This window comes from Methylomonas methanica (genome assembly GCF_001644035.1).
Lineage (GTDB): Bacteria > Pseudomonadota > Gammaproteobacteria > Methylococcales > Methylomonadaceae > Methylomonas > Methylomonas methanica_A.
In genome coordinates this window covers 1-20,199 of the sequence record NZ_LUUG01000051.1, presented here as the reverse complement: position 1 = coordinate 20,199, position 20,199 = coordinate 1, and the positions used below count along the sequence as shown (strand labels likewise).

Annotated in this window: 19 protein-coding genes; 7 read left to right on the top strand and 12 right to left on the bottom strand. The window is 51.4% G+C overall.

Annotated elements, in window-relative coordinates; genetic code table 11:
• Nucleotides 1-38: 38 nt before the first annotated feature.
• Together A1332_RS05695 and nikR are read right to left on the bottom strand one after the other, a co-directional pair.
• Nucleotides 39-1,466 carry a HupE/UreJ family protein gene (locus A1332_RS05695; protein ID WP_064007594.1) on the bottom strand — a complete coding sequence of 476 codons (1,428 nt, stop codon included), beginning with the start codon at nt 1,464-1,466 and terminating at the stop codon, nt 39-41.
• 536 nt (nt 1,467-2,002) lie between these two features.
• Nucleotides 2,003-2,605: a nickel-responsive transcriptional regulator NikR gene (gene nikR / locus A1332_RS05690; protein WP_197491403.1), complete on the bottom strand. Its 603-nt coding sequence runs from the start codon at nt 2,603-2,605 to the stop codon at nt 2,003-2,005.
• 3 nt (nt 2,606-2,608) lie between these two features.
• Here nikR and A1332_RS05685 point away from each other — a divergent pair, with 3 nt between their 5' ends.
• The 5 genes from A1332_RS05685 (at nt 2,609) to A1332_RS05665 (ending at nt 5,271) form a co-directional block, all read left to right on the top strand.
• The gene (locus tag A1332_RS05685; protein WP_064007593.1) at nt 2,609-3,187 is read left to right on the top strand and encodes a hypothetical protein; all 579 of its coding nucleotides are present in this window, start codon (nt 2,609-2,611) and stop codon (nt 3,185-3,187) included.
• An 11-nt stretch (nt 3,188-3,198) separates the two neighbouring features.
• Nucleotides 3,199-3,609: a hypothetical protein gene (locus tag A1332_RS05680; RefSeq protein WP_064007592.1), complete on the top strand. Its 411-nt coding sequence runs from the start codon at nt 3,199-3,201 to the stop codon at nt 3,607-3,609.
• 18 nt (nt 3,610-3,627) lie between these two features.
• Nucleotides 3,628-4,023 carry a copper resistance CopC family protein gene (locus tag A1332_RS05675; RefSeq protein ID WP_020485225.1) on the top strand — a complete coding sequence of 132 codons (396 nt, stop codon included), beginning with the start codon at nt 3,628-3,630 and terminating at the stop codon, nt 4,021-4,023.
• Complete coding sequence (locus tag A1332_RS05670) at nt 4,020-4,643, top strand: hypothetical protein (protein WP_064007591.1); 624 nt, start codon at nt 4,020-4,022, stop codon at nt 4,641-4,643. Before A1332_RS05675 ends, A1332_RS05670 begins: the two co-directional genes overlap by 4 nt.
• A gap of 133 nt (nt 4,644-4,776) precedes the next feature.
• Nucleotides 4,777-5,271 carry a hypothetical protein gene (locus A1332_RS05665; protein WP_064007590.1) on the top strand — a complete coding sequence of 165 codons (495 nt, stop codon included), beginning with the start codon at nt 4,777-4,779 and terminating at the stop codon, nt 5,269-5,271.
• Nucleotides 5,272-5,474: 203 nt separating this feature from the next.
• Here A1332_RS05665 and A1332_RS05660 read toward each other — a convergent pair whose 3' ends face one another.
• From A1332_RS05660 to A1332_RS05625, 8 genes are all read right to left on the bottom strand, one after another.
• Entirely contained in the window at nt 5,475-5,843 is a 369-nt protein-coding gene (locus tag A1332_RS05660) for a hypothetical protein (protein ID WP_020485222.1), read from the bottom strand.
• Between the two features lie 162 nt (nt 5,844-6,005).
• Nucleotides 6,006-6,563: a HupE/UreJ family protein gene (locus A1332_RS05655; protein WP_064007589.1), complete on the bottom strand. Its 558-nt coding sequence runs from the start codon at nt 6,561-6,563 to the stop codon at nt 6,006-6,008.
• A gap of 671 nt (nt 6,564-7,234) precedes the next feature.
• Nucleotides 7,235-9,352: a TonB-dependent receptor family protein gene (locus A1332_RS05650; protein ID WP_231890218.1), complete on the bottom strand. Its 2,118-nt coding sequence runs from the start codon at nt 9,350-9,352 to the stop codon at nt 7,235-7,237.
• Between the two features lie 474 nt (nt 9,353-9,826).
• A complete protein-coding gene (locus A1332_RS05645; RefSeq protein WP_064007587.1) occupies nt 9,827-10,261 on the bottom strand; it encodes a hypothetical protein in 435 nt (144 codons plus the stop codon).
• Nucleotides 10,262-10,737: 476 nt separating this feature from the next.
• A complete protein-coding gene (gene fba, locus A1332_RS05640) occupies nt 10,738-11,748 on the bottom strand; it encodes a class II fructose-bisphosphate aldolase (protein WP_064007586.1) in 1,011 nt (336 codons plus the stop codon).
• An 86-nt stretch (nt 11,749-11,834) separates the two neighbouring features.
• Nucleotides 11,835-13,259, bottom strand: a complete 1,425-nt coding sequence (locus A1332_RS05635) for a sigma-54-dependent transcriptional regulator (RefSeq protein WP_064007585.1) — start codon at nt 13,257-13,259, stop codon at nt 11,835-11,837.
• Entirely contained in the window at nt 13,249-15,321 is a 2,073-nt protein-coding gene (locus A1332_RS05630) for a DAHL domain-containing protein (protein ID WP_064007584.1), read from the bottom strand. Before A1332_RS05630 ends, A1332_RS05635 begins: the two co-directional genes overlap by 11 nt.
• Nucleotides 15,318-16,298, bottom strand: coding sequence for a cytochrome-c peroxidase (locus A1332_RS05625; RefSeq protein WP_064007583.1), 981 nt, complete (start codon nt 16,296-16,298; stop codon nt 15,318-15,320). The genes A1332_RS05630 and A1332_RS05625 overlap by 4 nt, the downstream gene beginning before the upstream one ends.
• Nucleotides 16,299-16,749: 451 nt before the next feature.
• On the opposite strand from A1332_RS05625, the gene A1332_RS05620 reads away from it, so the two are divergent.
• On the top strand, nt 16,750-17,592 hold the full coding sequence (locus tag A1332_RS05620; RefSeq protein WP_064007582.1) for a hypothetical protein: 843 nt from the start codon (nt 16,750-16,752) through the stop codon (nt 17,590-17,592).
• Nucleotides 17,593-17,766: 174 nt separating this feature from the next.
• Here the strand turns inward: A1332_RS05620 and A1332_RS05615 are convergent, their stop codons facing one another.
• Nucleotides 17,767-18,096 (bottom strand): bacteriocin, encoded by a 330-nt coding sequence (locus A1332_RS05615; protein ID WP_157203949.1) that lies wholly within the window; start codon nt 18,094-18,096, stop codon nt 17,767-17,769.
• A 308-nt stretch (nt 18,097-18,404) separates the two neighbouring features.
• On the opposite strand from A1332_RS05615, the gene A1332_RS05610 reads away from it, so the two are divergent.
• Nucleotides 18,405-18,677 (top strand): hypothetical protein, encoded by a 273-nt coding sequence (locus A1332_RS05610; RefSeq protein WP_064007580.1) that lies wholly within the window; start codon nt 18,405-18,407, stop codon nt 18,675-18,677.
• Nucleotides 18,678-18,967: 290 nt separating this feature from the next.
• Here A1332_RS05610 and A1332_RS25600 read toward each other — a convergent pair.
• Nucleotides 18,968-20,199: type I restriction endonuclease subunit R (locus A1332_RS25600; protein WP_197491402.1), on the bottom strand; the 1,232-nt coding region annotated here is incomplete at its 5' end.

The window sequence follows — 20,199 nt, the reverse complement described above, 5'->3', positions numbered from 1 at the left end:
GGCACGGCGGACGTGGGTTAGGGTGTGCATTGCTTTCCTCATAAGTTGAATACTTCGTTGATTTTTATTGTTATGTTTGGAACGGGAATCGCTCGGTCGAGCGGTTTTACTGACATCGCAAACGGCAAGCTAATTCGGCTTGCTGGAAGCACATGAATTCTGAAAATGCCGCCTGGAGACCTAGCGTCGGCGGTTAAGTAAGATAGAACTTTAGTAGGGCAAACAAAGCTGCGGCGAACGGATTGCCAGGCAGGATCTTGATTACGAACGTCGCTATCAGGCCTGAAGTGTTTGATCGTTTGGGTATGGAGATTGCCGCTATCAGAGTGGGCAAATTTCGATTGAAGATCGGACTCTTCAATGAATGAATTCGGGGTGGTGCAGGAATTTTGGAACGCTTGCGGGGCTAAAACACTGGAAACGGGCGGCGAAGTGAGGCCGACGCCGTTGCTGAGCAGATGTTTGCCGGGGGTGTGGTTGACATCCCGATAATAGTGCTTGAAATCCAATCCGGCATTGACCAGGTGATCGCCATCGAATATGGCCCTATCCCGGCAAATAGCCAGTCCCTGAGCAGGCTCGGTTTTGGCGAGCAGCTGATGGCTGTGAGACTGGTCAGCGCCATTGGCGGCGCTGATTAATAACTTTAATTCACTGGAAGCGCTGTGTGATCGGACACTGCCTAGCTGGTCTCGACAACATTTCGATTCGGCGGCGAGTATTCGCTGCCGGGAGAGCGCGTTAACATCCCCTGCGCCTCCTGCTATCTGCATTGCCGGCCAGAACGGGGCGGTTTGCGGCAGACCTGAATCGTGGACCAATTTGACAGACGCGTTCAATCGACCTTCATCGACGGAATCCGAGGATTTAGCCAGTGCCGCATTGGCAAACATAGCAGTCAACAGACAGGTTGCGCAGAATACCACCAGTTTGGCTACCAAGATGCCGGCGCCATGCAGCAGCAAAGTCGCCAGCATAAAGCCCAAGGTGTATGAAATCAGACTGGCCGAGGTGGATATTTCCTGGCCGTGCGCGTAGCCGTGGAAAAACGCAAAGAAGGCCACGATCAACACGTTGACTTTGGCGCTGAAACGCACCTTGCGGGTAATCAGAACGCTGAATACCGCGCACGATAAAAGGATGATGCCTTCGACGCTGGGCAGCTCGATACCCGCAGCACCGGCCAAACCGCCAAGACTCATCACCCCAACGAAGGCCAGCGGCAACATCCAGATAGCCTGTCCGCGCAATTGCGCAGCCCAGATGCCCACGGCCAACATCGTCACCAAGTGATCCAGACCGATTAGCGGGTGATTAAAACCGTTATGCCAACCTATGCTGTCAAAACCGATAAATTGTTTGCCCAGGAAGGCCAGTAAGAGAAACAGCGGCAATCCAAACGATAGCAATAGCTTGCCCGGACTGCGTCCGGTATCGGCGAATTTGCTTGTGGGATTGGATTTCATGACGATTATGGGAAAATTAGAAAAGCTAGTTTAAATATCGATTCAATTAAAAACACAAACTTCAAAAACCTCTACTGCTCTCCTTGAAATAGAAAGCATCCTTCTCCGGCTAGGCCCCCCATTTCGGCGAGATGTCACCTTCTTCTATTCAGCCCCAGTAACATCAGCCCAAGTCATAGTGCAAGGTGAAGAGGGGTGCGATGATACCGCAAAAATATGAAATTAAAAATTTCGAGCTTAATTTTAGTTACTCGCCGCGGCTTGGAAATTGTCCATGAAGCGTTTATCCAGCCAGAACGTCGGCTTAACGCAAGCTTTACCGGGGCTTGCTCCCACACGCTTTTGCCGTCAACAACCCCATCGAATTGTCCACGGCTTTAATAGAAACACTTATGAAATCCCCCTTGAATCGAGTCGACCAGAAAACGGAACTAGACATTGAGGCTGATTTTGTATGAAAATAAAAAAAACATTCTTAATCCTAGGTTCTGCGACGTCTTGCTTAGTTGAAAGAATGTCAGTGGGCTAGTCGATTTTTAACTGTGCGTATGAAAGTGCGCGTGAGAAGAGTGACCGTGATGGGAATGTTGCAGGGCGGCAATTTTGACCGGAATTAGATTCAGCGAGCTGTGCCGCACGCCGGTTTCGGCAGACATTTTATCGGCGAGGGACCGAATTTGCGCAGTCAAGCCGCGTAGGAACAAAGTTTCCAGGCAGTCATCGTGATCCAGATGCACATGCATCGACGAAACCACCAGATCATGAGCTTCGTGCTGATGATTGGTCAGACGTTCCGCCAGATTGCGCTCGTGATGATTGTAGACATAAGACAAGGTGGCAATACTGTAGATGGCTTGATCCTGAACCAGACGCTTGGTTTCGATTTCCTTGCGTAATAAATCGCGCACAGCCTCTGAACGGTTCGAATAACCGCGCGCGGCTATCCATTGGTCGAATTGCGCGGCAAGTTCGTCGCTGAGTGAGATGGTGAAGCGTTCCACAGTATGCTCCTCGTTATTGTTATTAAAAAATGCCGGATTATAGCGCAACGCCTGTCTCGACAGTCTCCGCCAAGGCGAATTGATTCCAGCAACAGGTAACATTCCGCCGGTTTTCCGGCCCACTTTTGACAGAGGCATTTCATGTCCGCCGGGCAGTATACGCACGATAACTTCAGCAAGATTCTGATACGCAGCCAGGTTTTGATAGCACTCTTGCTGTTGCTCACGCTTGTGGTGACGGATTTTTGGTTTCCGTCCGCCTACAGCTTAAAAGCCGGCGTCCACGGCGTAACTGCCATTCTGGCGGTAGTGGTCGGCACCTTTTTAACGCATAGAGCTTTCCCGTTGATTAAAGGTATGAAAGTCAATTTGGAGTCGTTACGCCGCTGGTTGTTGGCCGCCACCCTGCTGAATCTGGCCGGCGCGATCAGCGGCAATTGGATCTACATGCGCTACCGGGGCCAAGATGGGCCGCGCGACTGGATCTTGGCTCATAGACCGCTGTTTCATAACGTGTTGATGGAATTTAAGGAATTCATCTCGCTATTTCCGTTTCCGTTAATGCTATCCGCCACCGTATTACTCTATTACTACGGCCTGCCGATACAAATCCGCCGGGATTTATGTAAATTTGTCGGCATTACCATCCTGGTGTCCTGGAGTTTTTTGATGCTCGGATTCGTGGTCGGTCTGATCCTGGCCAAATTGCGTTTCGTTTAGGGGAGCTTACGATGGAACTTGATCAACACGACCAGCCAACCTCGGAACAACCACCCTATACAGGTCCTGCCGTGGCAGCCAGCTTATCGGTGTTGCTGGCCTTTTTCACGCTGATGGTTAGCCACCATATTTCCCGGTTATCCCCCGGACTGGACAAAATGGTACACAGCTTCGGCTACTGGATACCTGGCTCGCAGGGCAGCGGTCCGGACGGGAGTATCGGTTCCTACACCGGCAAAGAAACCTTGGCCTTAACTGTCTGGTTTGGCAGCTGGCTGCTGTTCCATTTGCTTTGGCGAAAACAAAATTTATCGCTAAATACTTGGACTAAGGTTTTTATCGTCGCACTAGGCTTGATCACGCTAGGTTTCTTCCATCCGCTATCTGATCCCATCGTGCTATTTATTTCGGATTTATTCTGAAAAGTCCTACTGGAATTTATGAACAACAAGACAACGAATACCCTGGTCGCCGCACTGGCGTTAATTGGCTTCAGTCTGGCATGCCATGCGGAAGGCGTATTGCTCAAATCCGAGCCCAAAGACAATACCGAGGTAGCGAACTTCGATGGCAATATCAAACTCTGGTTTAGCGGCAATGTCAGCGAACGCTCGCCATCCGTGGTGGTAGTCGATGGTCAAGGTAAACGCGTCGACAATGCCGATACCCGATTGGTATTGGGCGAACGCCATCGCTTAACGGCCAGCACCCAAGCCTTACAGCCCGGCCCGCATGCGATTCGTTACCGGGTCGTCACCGAGGATGGGCTAATCGTCAGCGGTGTACTGAAATTTACCGTCACAGACAACACCGCAAGCACCGAGGCAAAACCATGACTACTTTGAAAATCTGTCTAGTGGCGCTATTGATGTTGGGTTTTACCTGGCAAGCCGACGCTTCGGTGCCGCTGGGCGGAAATCGAAAAGGCGTGGGCGGCGCGTTTGACATGTACGGCTGCATGCAAAGCAACGATTATTACGTCGTCAACTTCGCGGCCTATCAATCCGATCTCAGCCAAACCAAGGATATGAAAACTCTGCCGACCGCGGAATGCATCGACATCCCGTTGGTGGGTAAAACCCAGATAACCCTGGACTTGCTGGATAGAGATGTACGCAAAAAACAGGTGGCGCTGAAAATCCTCCGCGAAGACGGCCAAACGCTTGCCGAACTGCCGATGGCGGTCGCCAAGCAAGGGGTGGTTTCGGTCAGCGTGGATTTCAAATCTGCCGGCAAATATCAGGCGGTATTGCAGGTCAAAGACACCGATTTGAATATCGATCCGGAAATCAGCGCCTTGCATATCCCGCTGACGGTCGCTTTGGCTGTCGAACAACCTGCCAGCGAGAAGCCTCTGTGGATATTTTTTATCGTTATCGGCTTATTGGTAGCAGGTTTGGCGTACTTCCTGCCACGCCTGCTGAACTCAAAACCAACCGCTACAACGCCTGAGTAAATCCAAGAAAGCCCGACAGAGCGAGTCCAACTAATAGAGGTTTTATTCCACTCCGGCGCGCTGTCGCACCGTATGCCCGCTCGGCCAAAACTTACCCAAATTTAACCCAAGACCATCGATTGAGGATTCCATCATGAACTTATCACGCTTGGCCGCCACCATGCTCATTGGCTCAACGAGTTTATTATTTGCCTGCGCCGATCTACATCACCATGAACACGAGCATCAACAAAGTGCATATTTCACGCCCGGACTCGGTGAAATCATGGCGCAAACTGCGGTTCGTCACAGCAAACTTTGGTTTGCCGGGCAGGCGCGAAACTGGGACCTTGCAGCATATGAAGTCGATGAGTTACGCGAGGGCTTTGCAGATGCCGGCAAGTATCATCCTACCCACAAGCAGATTAAACAGCCGATCCCGGAATTGATTGCTCAACATATGGATAGACCACTAGCGGGACTCGAACAAGCTATCAAGGACAAAAACTTGCAGAAGTTTATCGAAAATTACAAAGCACTCACTGCGGCCTGCAATGCTTGCCATCAGGGCACCGAGTTTGGTTTTAATGTGGTGACGCAACCCGGCTTTAATCCATTCGCGAATCAGGCGTTTGGCAGCGGCAATTAGCTGTAAACAGCTGAATCATTCGTGCCTTGTGGCCTAACTAGAGGGGAATAGAGAGAATATATACTTCCCTACTTCAAGTTTCGGCACATCCGCACCCTCCGATAGAGGGTTGGGTAGAGGAAATCAAAAAACCGAAATTTGAAGTGCGATGACCATACAACCAGGGAACAAGCCCATGGTTGTATGCTTGTCCTTATTTTCCGTTACAGGTAATTTGTCAATTTGGCAAATGCTTCGCGGACTTCTTTGAGCTCTTGTTCTGTGCCTGCAAAATCAGACTTTTTTGCTAAGTCTCTCGCTTTTTTCAACCTCAGCACCACCTTGTCACGCTCAAATTCAAATTTGTAGTTGGCGCTAAGCTCGCTGGCATTTTCGGAAATATCCTTAATCAGTGTGGCAATTTCTTGCGAATTGCCGGAAGGAATAGCATTCAAGGCTAGTTGAACTTTGGCATCCACTTCTTTCAATATCTCAGGCACATCTTTCTTGGCTTCCTTTGCAAAGGATGAACCGGATAAACCCAGCATTGCAAAAATCATGATAAATGCAATAAATATTTTTTTTAATGTCATATCTAAATCTCTTCGATGAATAATTTTTTTGTAGGTAAACAACGGCTGTATTTAATGTAGCGTTTTATTTCAGGATATTTTGTACTCCTTTTAACGTGAATTATTTAATTGGGACCTCCCCTATAAACCACAATTTGAGAATGTCGCCGCATTAAAACGGCGTTAGATAGTCCGCCCTGCGAGCGAATATTTGTCTTCGAGCCGATTGAACAGCTGGTTTGCGGCAATTCCGGTCGCCATCAGCATCACAGTCGCCACGGAGAAACCAACGGTATAAGCAAAGGCATCCACATCCAACCATATGTCATAGGCATGCACATAACCATGAAACACCATGACATTACCGACGATAAGCGCTTCTATAAGCAATGAAGCCTTAAATCTAAACGCCAGCATCAAACCCAACAGCAATACCGATAAATTCATAATGTTCTCGGCATGAACGATTTCAACAGGCATGAAAATCAGGCTGCTACCGATTAGCATCAAAGCCACAAAAACCCAAGGCATGAAATAAATGGTTTGTTTAGCGGATCGGGACAACCATAACCCCATCGCCAGCATCGTTAAAACATGATCGAAACTTTCTAGCGGATGGATTATGCCGCTCAGAAAACCGACGTCGCCGGTCGCCCCGTGTAAAGGGTGAGCGTTGACATAGAGCGGCAGCAAGAATGCCGCCAAACCGAGTATTTGAAAATATCTTGCCTTGCTATTCATGGCTATCCTCTAAGCTAAGTCATAAAATGTGACTGGAATTTGGTATGTATTCAAAAAATCTTGACGTATCTGCCAGCGTAAAAACACAAAAGCGCCAAGCCACTTCCAAGTTTGCCGAAGCAATAGAAACTCAAGCGGTGGGGGCCTGACGGACTTTCTCACCCAATTAGCCGGCTAAATTCCTAAGTCCTTTATATCTATTTTGCATTTCCACTATGCCTTGTTGGGCAACGGCATTCTCTATACTTGGGTTTGGCAGTAGCTAATCTGCCTTGTTTATCCGAGAACTTCGTTTTAAAAAATGTCGAAGTTATTCAAAAAATAAACGGTAAGGTCTAAATCTTCATCGAAAAAAAAGCCGCTAAATACTCGATAAAACTCTCAAAAACTTGATTTTCAATTTGGTTTGGCAATTCCCAAAAAAGGCGCAATAAGTTTTAGAAACGCACTTTGTTTAAAAGAGATTCACAGCGCTTCCTCCTGGGGCACCTATTGCGCCATTAAGCTTCATACACGAAAAAAGCCTTCATAGAATCCGGTCGCAAAAACATATTCAGAATTTATCAAACCCTACTTTTATTGCTTGGAAGGCAAAGCAATTTTAGCACTATTATGAAATTAAAATAAAATTTCTTACAATTTTTCTACCGCATGCCCCGTTAATAATTCTCTCAAAATTCATATTTAATACCGGCCTGCACCAGCCTTGGCGAGCCCGGCAACATACCGCGCACCCGGTCTACCAGATAATCGTTATCCAACATGTTTTTCAGCGAGATCTGCAAGGTCAGGTCTTTTTGTACTTTGTAAGAAGTAGCGAAATTGACCACGATGTATTCGTTGACTTTGCCGTATTGGCCGGACAGGGCTTCCACGCTGCTGGCACCGTTGGGGTGTTCGGCACCGCTTTGCAGATTCATGAAGTCGCCGAATTGTTGATCGACGAACACCGTTTCGAAATGCGCATCGAAGCCGTTGGGATGCGCATACCCGAGCGTAGCGGTCAGCAGGTTTTCCGGTGCATACGGCAAGCGCTTTCCGGCCGCCGAACCGTACACATTGCCGCTCGGGCAACTGCTTTCCGGCTGCGGGGTACCGTTGGAGCGCAACATGCAGCGGAACGGTGATGTCGATTCGGCGGTCGGCAGCCAGGTATACGCAATTTGCAGATAAGGATTGTGACTCCAGCCAAACACATCGCCCAGATCGACACGATTGAAAAACTCCACACCTTCGAACAAGGCCGAACCCTGGGCAACCGGGGAATCGTTGCCGCCTACCGTACCCAGCGCGGTGAGCACCTGAAAATCGTTATGGAACAAGGCCAACTCGCTTTTGACGCCGAGCAGCGGACGACCGCGGACGCCAAACTCGAAATTCCAGCTTTTCTCGGCGCCGATTTCCACGCTGTTGCCGTCGGCACCGATAGTATCCTCAACCCGTTGCGGCGCAAATCCTCTGTGTACGCCGAAAAACAGCGTCGCTTCGTCAATGGGCGAATAGGTCATCGCAAACGACGGCAAGGGCTCTGTCACCGACGAACCGCCTCGGGCGCCATTCAACTTGTTCAAGCGCTCGTAACCGACCGACTCGACCCGCACGCCGGGCGTCGCGGTCCAGTTGCGCCAGATGAATTTGTTCTGCACGAAACCGGAATAGGCCTCGGCGAAGCGCTCCTGAAATTCGCTGCGCGTGCCGCTACGGGCAGTACCCGAAGTGCCTTCCTCGGTGCGCCGGTATTGAGTCTCCATATGGGCGCGAAAACCCGCGTCCAACCGGCTTTCGATGCCGAATAAATCGTGCTTGGCATGCAAGGTCGGCGCCACGCCCCAGGTTTCGTAGTCGCGCAAACGGCCCCGCACCCACGGGCAATCGGTATCGACGTTAACGGCCTCGCCGTTCATCCGCGCGCTACGAAACGCCGTGCCGCAGCCCACGACGTCAGTCGGCTGCTGATTTTCCTGCCGCCACCAATCGCGGTGAAATCCGGACCAATAAAAACTGGTTTCCAGCGTTGCATCGGTATTGAAACTGTATTCGTGCGTCGCCGACGCCGCCCAGCGGTTAGTAGTAAAACGGTCGTTTTTGAACGGGTTGTAGCGCGAGCCGAAGTGACGGTACTCGGCCTCGGTCAAACCGAAGGTGGATTGCGAATCTTCCTGATAAAAGTCGCCGCGCAAGGTCAAGCGGTGCTTGGCGTTTATATCGACGATGCTTTTTAAATTAACATCATCGAGTTTGGCGAAAGTGTTGTCGCGGGCGCCGTCGCCTTCCTTGTGGATGTAGTCGATGGTGCCACCGGTGCTGTCGACGCCGGGAATGTCATTGAACATGCCGCCATAGCGAACGTGACCGTTCAAATAGTCGCGATTGCCGCCGGTAAAACTGGCAAAACCTCCAGGTTTGGTCGGCACTTTCGGTGTCAGGTAATTCACCGCACCACTTAGAGTTTGGGGGCCGAACTGGGTCAGATCCGCACCTTTATAAATTTCAATACCGTCGTAGCGCTCGATCGGCGGATGATAGTAAATGTCGTTGTCACCATAAGGCGCGAAGTTGAACGGCAGGCCGTCTTCCAGAAACAACACCTTGGTGGAGCGGAACGGATTCTGGCCGCGTATGCCGATATTGGGACGAATGCCGAAACCTTCTTCGTCGCGGACAAACACGCCGGGCGCCTTGCGCAAGGCTTCGTTGACGGTAAACACTTGGTCGCGCTCCAGGGTTTGCTTATCGATTACGGCCGTCGAGCCGGAAAAGGTCGCGGCTTTCTCAACGCTTTCAGCCACCTCGATATCAGGAAGTTTCTCAATATTTTGCCCGCCCGTTTTTAGTGATTCCGTTCCGACAGCTGGCGAATGAACTGATGATTCGGCAAAAACCAAACTCACGTCACCAACCACTAACAATCCTGTTAATAATTGCAAGGCATTCTTCATATAAATCCTCTGATCTTTTTCTGTCCAGCCTGATCGGCATAAGCTCCAGGCTTAACTACAACCTGATTCTTTGCGAGGATAACAAAACGCTACGAACGTGTGAATTATTTTTTATTTTTCATACCAACAGTCCCGGCTTATCCATTCGTTAATAACTTCAGGTTATCGGAGCCTTATGCGGGTAGTCTTTGGAAACACACTCCCTCTAATCAAGCCTTTGCTTGACTTGCAAGATACCTAGACTGACTTCACTGGTTGCATGGGTATAAAGGAGGGGTCCGGTAGCTAAAGTACCTAAACTTCAGTTCGGCGAAGGCGGATAAATTACATCGCGTGCATTTTATAGTCGACCCTCGGATAGCCTTTCTTATCGCGCGGATCGGCACTGTCACCGTTATCTTGAGCGCTATGTTGTTGCACGGATTTAGAAATCATCTGCTCCCAGTTTTCATACTGGGCATATTCCGTATCGCCCGATGCTTTGCGTTTAGCGAAATTGTCTTTCCCCAAACCAACCAGCTCTTTCGATGTTTTACCATTGATGACTTGCAAAAATTCATCATTGTTCTTGATTTGATCGCGCAACAGCCAATAAGCCACCTCAAACGGTATACGTTCTTCCAGCGGTAAATGCTCTTTAATGTAAAAAACCGACTTCTGAGCAGACTGCAAACTCCGGGCATTGATCTGATTCGCCTTACTACAGGCTGTCATCGACCATCCAAGCGATGCAATTAAAACCATAGCTAAAATTCTCATGTTACCTCCTGAAGATCATGCCGTAGGCTGCTCCCGGCATCACAGACAAATTAAACAGCACACTTTCAGACAAACCTAAACAAGGTCCGATTGTAACACTTTTAAGATAAATAATTTTTTCATCTTAATTGCCTTGCCAATACGGTCTGCATGCTTGGATACCCCGCGATCTATCTCGCTGTTCTTGGCGGTTTAATTCAAATTCCTTAGGCGGTTGGTAGCCTCTTATTGCAGCGATCCGCAAATATCCGGCATGACGTGGTTTGACCTGAAAAGGTTTTCATTAGCCTGAACCTCAACACTTTTGTTCAACCAAGTATAAAAACTGAGGCCACCGACCGGTGTAGCTTGGAAATGTCCCGGCAATATCTTGGATCCTATCGCGACTGTGTGTCTGCGACCGGTCGTCGGGAATGAGGAAGGCAGTGCGCGGATTTCCCGCAAATTGCGGATGATCCGAGCAGCCCATGAGTAGCTCACTTATAGCGTTTCGCCATTTCGCTTAACGGTTTGGCTTTAATTTTACCGGCATGCCCAACCGAACCGAATGCTTCGTAACGCGCCTGGCAAAGCGTCTGCATGGCGTCTCTGGCGGCCTGATAAATCTTGCGCGCGTCCAACTCCGCAGCATTTTCCGGCTGGGCGACAAAGCGGCGAATCGCGCCAGTGGACGCCATGCGCAAGTCGGTATCGATATTGACCTTGCGAACGCCGTATTTAATGCCTTCCACGATTTCCGCAACCGGCACGCCATAGGTTTCTGCAATATTGCCACCGTATTCGTTGATGACTTGCAGCCAGTCTTGCGGCACCGAACTGGAGCCGTGCATGACAAAATGCATATTCGGCAGACGCTGTTGCAAGGTTTTTAAGCGGCTGATCACCAACACTTCGCCGGTAGGCGGTTTGCTGAATTTATACGCGCCATGGCTGGTGCCGATGGCCACCGCCAATGCATCGATTTGAGTTTGTTTGACAAACTCCACCGCCTCGTCAGGATCGGTCAGCAAGCGACTGTGATCCGAATCCTGCTGATTTTCCAAGGAGCCCAGGCAACCGATTTCGCCTTCCACCGACACGCCACAAGCATGCGCCATGTTCACAACACGGCGGGTCACCTCGACGTTGTAGTCAAAAGAAGCCGGGGTTTTCATGTCCTCAAGCAAAGAGCCATCCATCATCACCGAGCTAAAGCCGGATTGAATGGCCTGGGCACAGATGTCGGGCGATGGCGCGTGGTCTCGGTGCATCACCACCGGAATATGCGGATATTGCTCGACAGCCGCCAATATCAAATGCCGCAGAAACACCTCGCCAGCGTAGCGATTGGCCCCGGCCGAGCCTTGCATGATCACCGGGCTGTCGCAGGCATCGGCTGCCTGCATAATGGCCTGTACTTGCTCCATGTTGCTGATGTTGAAAGCCGGCACGGCAAAGCTGTGTTCCGCCGCATAATCCAAAAGTTGTCGTAATGATATTAAAGCCATGAACGGCTCTCCTGAGCTTGGTTTTATAAGATTCTATCTGGCGTCCGGCAGTATCTATCGCAATTCAAGACGCAAAGATTATGGATTCAGAAGTTTTCCGCGTCTCGGCGGATCAGCCGCTTGTTTAAAGCCTGCCGGCTAATCCCCAGCAAACCGGCCGCGACACCTTGATTGCCTTGGGCACGCTGCAAAGCTTCGGCGATCAGCGCTTCTTCGGCTTCCTTCAAAGTCGGCAAACGTTCCGGAAAGTTGCCGGACCAGACCGGCATCCCATTCATCAGATTGCCATCGCTATGCGTCGGCATCTCATCGGCAATGGCCTCCTTGAAGCTCTGCAAAGATAACACCGCGCCCTGACTACGGGCGACCGCATCGAATGCCATGCCTTCCAGCTCGCGGATATTGCCGGGGAACGCGTAATTGTGCAACCACTGAAACAGCGCCGGCGGCACGCTGGGCGCGGGCTTTCCGAGGCTGTCGGCGGCTTTTTCCACGAAATGCAGCGTCAGTTGCGGCAGATCTTCCCGGCGTTCGCGTAGCGGCGGCAATTGGATGTGATGGGTCCGCAACCGAAAATATAAATCCTTGCGAAAAGCGCCAAGCTCGACCTGCCGCCTGACATCGCAATGGGTCGCCACGATGATCCGTGCCCTACTTTGCCGGGGCCGGTCCGCGCCTATTGGGTAGAACGAGCCATCCTGCAACAAACGCAACAGTTTTACTTGCGAGGCGATGCTGAGGTCGCCGATTTCATCGAGAAACAGCGTGCCCTCGCCGGTGTTGGCGATCAAACCGTCACGGGCCCGTTCGGCGCCGGTGAATGAGCCCTTGGCATGGCCGAACAGCGTATCGGAAAATAGCGTATCGTCCAGGCCGGCGACATTGACCGCCACCAAGTCGCCCGACCGGCCGGACACTCGATGCAAGGCCCGAGCGATCAATTCTTTGCCGGCCCCGGTTTCGCCGGTAATCAACACCGGTTGCGGGGAAGCGGCGATAGCTTCGATGTAGCAAAATATCGCAAACATGGCCGGACTTTGAGTGACGATGTCGGCGAATCCGCCCGGTTCGTGCGGGCTGTTGGTTAACAGTCTATCTTTGAGCGCCAAAAACTCCGCGCGCAACACTCTGGCCTCCACCGCCCGTCGCACCGCCGCCACCAGACAGTTTTGCTCCACCGGCTTTAGTAAATAATCGCTCGCGCCGCTACGCATGCACTGCACCGCTATCTGCAAATCGTTGGTGGCGGTCATCACGATCACCGGAATTTCCGGATACTCGGCGGCAATCTGTTCTAACAATTCCCGGCCGGATAGATGCGGCATGGTTAGATCCAGCACTATCACGCCGATGGACCGGCTAGCCAACAAAGCTAGCACCGCCCGGCTGTCGTCCAGGCTCAGCACCTCGGCAAACCCGGCGCTACGCAATACCAGACTGGCGCTGTGCAACAATTGCGCTTCGTCGTCCACCAGCAGGATAGGCAGGTTGCCCAGATCTTTACATTGCATGATTCGCTTCCATAGCTGGCACCGGATTTACCGGAAAAATGACACGGGCGCAGGTGCCTTGACCCGGCGAGGATGAAAAACTTAAGCGGCCGCCCTGGGCGCGCAGCAAGGACGCGCTGATCGCCAAACCCAGCCCGGTGCCACCATTGGCCTGTTTTGTGGTAAAGAACGGGTCGCACAGTTGCTCGATGTGTTCGGCGGCTATGCCGATGCCTTCGTCGCGGACTTCCAGAGAGACCTGCCGGCCGTCATCCAGCAACTTGGTGGTCACACTGACAGACTTTTGCGAGTCAGGAAGTGCATCCAAGGCATTGATCAGAAGATTGACCAACACCTGCTCCACCTGCTGAGGATCGCCGCGCAACAAGGGCAATGCATCGGCCAAATCGGTTTGGAAACTCAGGGTTTTTTGGTCTATCAAATGCTTCAATAAGCGCACCGCCTGTTCCACCACCTCATTGATAGCAAAACAAACCTGAGCCCCCGCACTTGGCGGGCGGGCATAATTTTTCAACTCGGCGACGATGCGTTCGATGCGCTTGGCGCCATCCTTCAGATCATGGATCAGCACCGCCGCACTATTGCGCATTTCGGTGTAAGGCAAGCCGCCCAGCGAGAATTCACCGGTCACTTGATAATGCTCCTCCAAAATCTCCAGCGCATCGCTCCAAATATCGGCGAGTAAGCCGGAGTTGAACAAAATCAGTTGATTGGGGTTGTTGATTTCATGAGCAACACCGGATACCAAGGTACCTAGGGCCGTCATTTTGTTGGCCTGAATTAACTGCAATTCTTGCTGACGGGCAACCTCTTCCAAGTGTTTACGCGCGCTGATGTCGCGGATGATCGCGGTCAGATAGCGTTCGGTCCCGCGCGTCCAACTGGATAGCGACAATTCGACCGGAAACTGGCTGCTGTCCTGCCTTAAAGCTATCGAATCCAGCATCGGGCTATTAAGTCGATTTATCTCCCTTTCTTCCCAGATTTGTTTGAAAAAGTCTGGCGACGGCTTAGCCAGCAACTGCTGGTATGGCTGCCCCAAGATCAGGTCTGCCGTATACCCGAACATCAGTTGCGCCCCCTGGTTCCAGGACACGATGTTGCCTTGCATGTCCACGGAGATAATCGCTTCATGCGCCGAGTCGGTGATGGCGCGCAGCCGGGCTTCGCTTTCCCGCAACCAGGATTCAGCTTGCACGCGTTCGTTGGTTTCTTCTTGCAAGTTGGCGTGCGCCCGGCGCAAAGCCAGCGTGTTGGCCCTGAGCAGCGCGAATTGATACAGCAAATACGCCAGCAGGACTACGGCGACCAGGTATAGCGCCAGACGATAGACTTCGGCTTGTTGCTCTACGCTGTCGCCGTAGTGGCGCAAGGCCTGTTGCAAATCATCGACCCGGCTGACTATAGGCTGGGCGATGGTCTGCCGCAATAGTGTATCCACTTTGGGCGAGACTTCTACGATCAGCCGGCCGTGGGCAATCAGCAGCCGATAGTCATCGGACAGCGAAGCAAGTCCGGCCAGCCCATCAAGCTCCAGCTGGATTTCGTTGGCCAATTCCGGCCGCGGGCTGTCCGTGAAACTGAACATCAAGCGCCATAAATTGCCCAGCTTGGCGGTATCGGCGGGCTTCGCGGCGGTCCGCAAGGTGTTGCCGATCTCGTCGAAGGACATCACCGAATTGCGCAGCAAGGCATTGTCCGATTTGAGGTACTCGATTTGCACCAAGCTATCCTGGACAGTCACGGTTAGCTGGTCCGCTAAATTAGCCATTAGTTTTTCGGCTTCAGCATTTGCCGGTTGCAATTCGGTTTGCAAACTCTGCGATAAGCGCAGCAGTTCCTGGCCGGCCTTGGTTAGTGAATCATAGTTAGCGAGCAGACCGGCACGGGCCAGCAAAATATCACGCATCAATTCGGCATCGCGCAATTCGATGATGCGCAGCGTAGTTTGCAGGCGGTTACGCCTTTCCAGTTCCGGGCTGGCGCTTTGTAGCCAGAGATAGGTCAAGGTCAGCAACAGACCGGCGACGATCAGCCTGGGCTGCCAGGAAATAGCGGTCATGGATTGGGTGCGTTCTTGACGGCCAAAGCCTTCCCGGCATATTCCCCGGTCAATGTCCGCAGAAATTTGACGATAGCATCGCGCTGTTTCGCCGCCAGCCGTTTGCCTAATTGATGCTCGGCCATCGTATCCACTGCCGCTTCCAGATTAGCCGCGCGACCGTCGTGAAAATACGGGGCGGTGACGGCGACGTTGCGTAAACTCGGCACCCGAAACACGCCCCGGTCTCTGTCGTTGCCGGTCACGCTGTAACGCCCTTCGTCCACCGCGCCCTGCCCGCCTTGCGGTGCGCCGAATATGCCGAATTTCTGAAATAAATTGCCGCCCAGATTGACACCCTGATGGCAGGCCACGCAACCCAGGGCATTGAATACTCGATAACCTTCTTGCTCGTCGCTATCGAGTACGTTTGTTTCGCCGCGCAGAAAACGGTCGAAGCGGGCATTGGGCGTGATCAAACTGCGTTCGAAATGACTCAAGGCATCGACCACGTCGGCTTTCGTCAATCCGTCCGGATAGATTCGGTTAAACGCATCGACATAATCCGGCATCGCACGCAGACGCTCGATCAATTCCGGCCATTTGGCGTTCATGATTTTCGGATTAAGCATGACTTTTTCGGTATGTGCTTCCAGCGTAGTCACTACACCGTCCCAATTGAAAAAGTAGTTGAAGGAGACATTGAACAAGCTGGGGGTATTGCGCAGCAGCGAAATGCCGTCGGCGGATTCGGCGCGGACTTTGCCGTCCATGCCGCCGCTGTCTAGCGGATGACAACTGGCGCAAGAGCGCCGGCCTTGATCGGAGAGTTTGGGGTCGTGGAATAAGCGCTGCCCCAACACCACGCGCGGAGCATCCAAGTCCACTGTGAGCGGCAACGGTGCCAGCGGTTCCGGCGTTTGCGCCTGCGCGGCAACCGATAAGGCTATACCCATGCATACCGCTAAAAAAAGCCCAGGAATACTTTTCTGCGTCATATTTACTGGTGTCGAAGCTTGGTTTACGAATCCGGTCTTCATTCTATCCTCGATTGAAATGGCGATACGCCTAAATTTCGCTGCGACGACAATGGATGGGAAACAGCTTCAATCCATACCTTTGCTTGGATAAACGCAGATTGTTGGTTTACGGCATTAACTCCATTGCCACTGCCCTGCGACAAAAGTTGCCGTATTCACAACCCTGACAGCTGTTCCCTGTCGCAGATTACCTGGCCTCACATCCGCAGCAAACAGTTTTTCCGCAACTTTCGTCGCACCCTCTCGCCAGAACAATCATGTCACAAACAAGCATAACACTCTGAATTTTAAACATTATTTATAAAAAACACTTTTGGCACGCTACTCGCATTGTTAGAGACAGAAGCTATCAGCAGTTTCTTTATCCGAGACGAGTTCTCAGCACTTTAATCATTTTAGGAGTATCCCCATGCAAACCAAATTAATCCCTATTCTGGCTATTTCCACACTATTCGCAGCCAACGCTGACGCCGCAGCCTTCTCGTTCAGCACCGGCGATTCGGATTACAGAATCGCCACCGGCGCACAAGCCGGCGGCACCAGCAAGGAAATAGAATCGGCCGACGATTTCGTATTGACGCAACATACCCAGCTAAACCAAGCCACGTTCACCGGTTTACTGGCTAACGGCGCCACACTTGGCGACATCGCCAACGTCAATGTGGAAATCTATAGGGTATTCGGAAAAGATTCGGTCAATCCGCCATCAGGCCGCGTCCCTACCCGCGTCAACTCACCCTCGGACGTCGCTTTTTTGGGCCGCGAATCGGCCAGCAACTCGCTGAGTTACAGCGTCACGCTATTAAGTGGTAACGCCTCGGCCGCCAACTCGGTAATTAACGGCATCCATCCACTGCCCGATCAAAACACCGGCGGTGAAGGCGCAGTTTCCGGGCAGGAGGTCAGATTCGACATTAATTTTAACGACGCCATCTCACTGGCGGCCGACCATTACTTTTTCGTGCCGCAGGTAGAATTGAAAAACGGTAACTTCCTCTGGTTGTCCGCAGCCAAACCGATAGTCGGCGGCAGCGGCCCGTTCACCCCTGACCTGCAATCCTGGATACGCGACGAAAACCTGGACCCGGATTGGCTGAGAATTGGCACCGACATCGTTGGCGGCACCACCTTTAACCAAGCCTTCTCGGTATCCGGTGTTTCCGCGGTACCGCTGCCCGGCGCCACCTGGCTATTTCTAAGCGGCATGCTGGGGGTAATGGGTTTGGGTAAACGTCGAAAAGCCGCCGCATAAATCATCCCGCGCTCCCTTCCCTCCTACCTGCCATGCCGTTGGCGATCATCTCGCCGACGGCATGGTTTTTTTTTGCCTAGAATGCTACTTCAGCGATGCCAAGAAGACGTTTATTTATTTGCTTGCCACAACGTAAAAAGCCGGCACTTAGCCGGCTTTTCTGATCAGAACCTCTTACTTTATGAAGAAGCCGATTTCAGCGGGTGGTAACGGTTGCGGATTCAGGCTTACCGTGGATAGCCTGCTGACCGCGCTATTAAACAGGTCAGGCAGCGGACCGGGTTTTGGCCCTTTCCAGAAACCGGGGTACGTGGTTCCGCACCAACCGCCGGATACATTTTGCAGTTCTTCAGCATTCAGAACTCTGAAACTTTGATCTGATTGAGCGTTCATTTGACTAACTCCTTTGAAATATCGAAAAATTCCCACCTGTAAAAAGGCAGCTCCAAACCGCGAGTCGAACCGCTCAGCCTTGAAACCAATCATTAAGGCAGGACGATTCAACTGGCTATTGCTCGTGACCAGAAAGGTCCATTTTCTGCCCAGAGCCAGAAAGTAACGCCTATTTCTCTCCGACCGGCAACGAACGACTATGAGTCCTATTACCAATCCCTGTGATCCGCCGGCGTAGTCACTGTAAGACTGCCGCGCCCTTAAATCTGTGGAAAAATACCTGCTGCCGCCAGCAATAGTCCCTAGCGCCTGAATTACCCTACTCCAACGATAATTTCGAAAGCTTTAGCTGCACCGAGTAACATTGATACGATTGCTCTGACGCGGTGCGGGCCCCTAAAAACAAACAGGAGAAAAATATGCAGCCGTTTATTTTCGGTTTATTGCTAAGCATTGCAGCAGCCACCGCCAATGCCCTGCCGCCTCCGGAGGCGAGATCGTTGCCGCTTGAAGAGATAAGCCTGGAGCACATCAATATTCAAGGCCAGATTCAAACCTGGCGCTTACACAAGGTGTGTATCGACGGCCAAGCCTATCTGCTAATCACCGGCACCACTGGACCGGGTGGCATTTCGGCAGTGTATAAGGACGGCAAACCGGAGCAATGTCAGATACATCCTGCTGAAAAATGACATGTCCATTGAGGACACAAGAGTGGGCACCCAGCGCCATGGACTGCAAGCTTCGAACTATCCAGGCAGCCTGGATTTGGTATTCCGCTTATGCCCCAGGAGGTACGCCGAGATAAAGTTGAAATGCTTGAGGCTTTCATTTGAAGCATCCTGTTATTGACCCGGCCCTTAAATTCCCTGGAGTAGTCATTCCCGCGAAGGCGGGAGCCGTTAGACCGCGCAGCGAATCCAATATAGCCACTGGGCTCCCGCCTTCGCGGGAGCGACGATATTTAAGGGCCGGGTAATAATCAGAGATTCGAATCTATTGCCCCTGCCCGCACCTGGCTATAAACCGCGCGCATCAGATAGCCGGATGCGATATTACGAAACGCCTCGTCGTTCATCAGCCGGACAAAAATATCTTCGTTACCGTCCATGCGTTCAACGAACAAGTTTTCTAACTGCTTATTAAACACCGGTGCAAAATTATCAATGGTGTTGGCCATCACCGCCTGCCGCAATTGCTCATTGGCTGCGGCGGTCTCTCTCACTTGATCAAAAAACAGTTGGTCGGCAGGCGTAAATTCAGTACCAAAACGTTCATTCAGCTTATCCACCAAAGTGGATAACTGAACGTCCTCATCCGGCTGACCAGTGCCAACAGCCGTCTGACCATACAATGGCTCGGTTTCTCCTACTTTAAGATCGATAGCGCCTTCACTGATTTTCTGTAACCGGTAATATTTCAATTCAACATCATCATCGACTTGAACCGTGCCGGTATCGGTGTTGCGCGGCAATTTATTCAGCAAAAAGCGCAGATAGCTGTACAGCTTTTCATGATCCGAATCCTGATACGGGATGATCTGGGAAACAAACATATATAAATTGCGGAAGGTTGCCAACTGGCCTTTAAAAAACAACCCATCTTCTTCCGACAGCTGTTTAAACCGTTCTACCGCCAAATCCAGCAAACCATTCAATTTTTTGTGTTCGCCGCCGGTGGGATTCATCCGATTCTTAAACCAAATTTCACACCAAGCATTCACCTCATCCTTGGTAAACACTTTCCATTCGATCAGGCTATGCGCCAGCGTGTTCAGTTGTTGCGGATCGGTATCTTCGCCTTTCGGCGTCACTTCATAATAGGGTTTGAAAGCCTTATAGATATCTTCCGGCTCATTCACAAAATCCAGCACAAAGGTGTCGCTTTTACCACGCGTCGTGCGGTTGAGCCGGCTCAAAGTCTGTACCGCCTGAATCCCGGCCAAGCGTTTATCGACATACATACTGTGCAGCAAAGGCTGATCAAAACCAGTCTGGTATTTCTCCGCCACCAACAGCACTTGATAGTCTGCGGTATTAAATTTTTCCGGTAGCTCGGTTTCCTTGATGCCGTTATTCATATTCACTTCGGTGAATTTTTTGTCCGCAAACTCCTTTAAGGTAATTTCACCGGAGAATGCCACCAGTGACTTCACATCGGTATAGCCTTTTTCCTTGATGTACTTGTCAAACCCCGAGTTATAACTAAATCTGG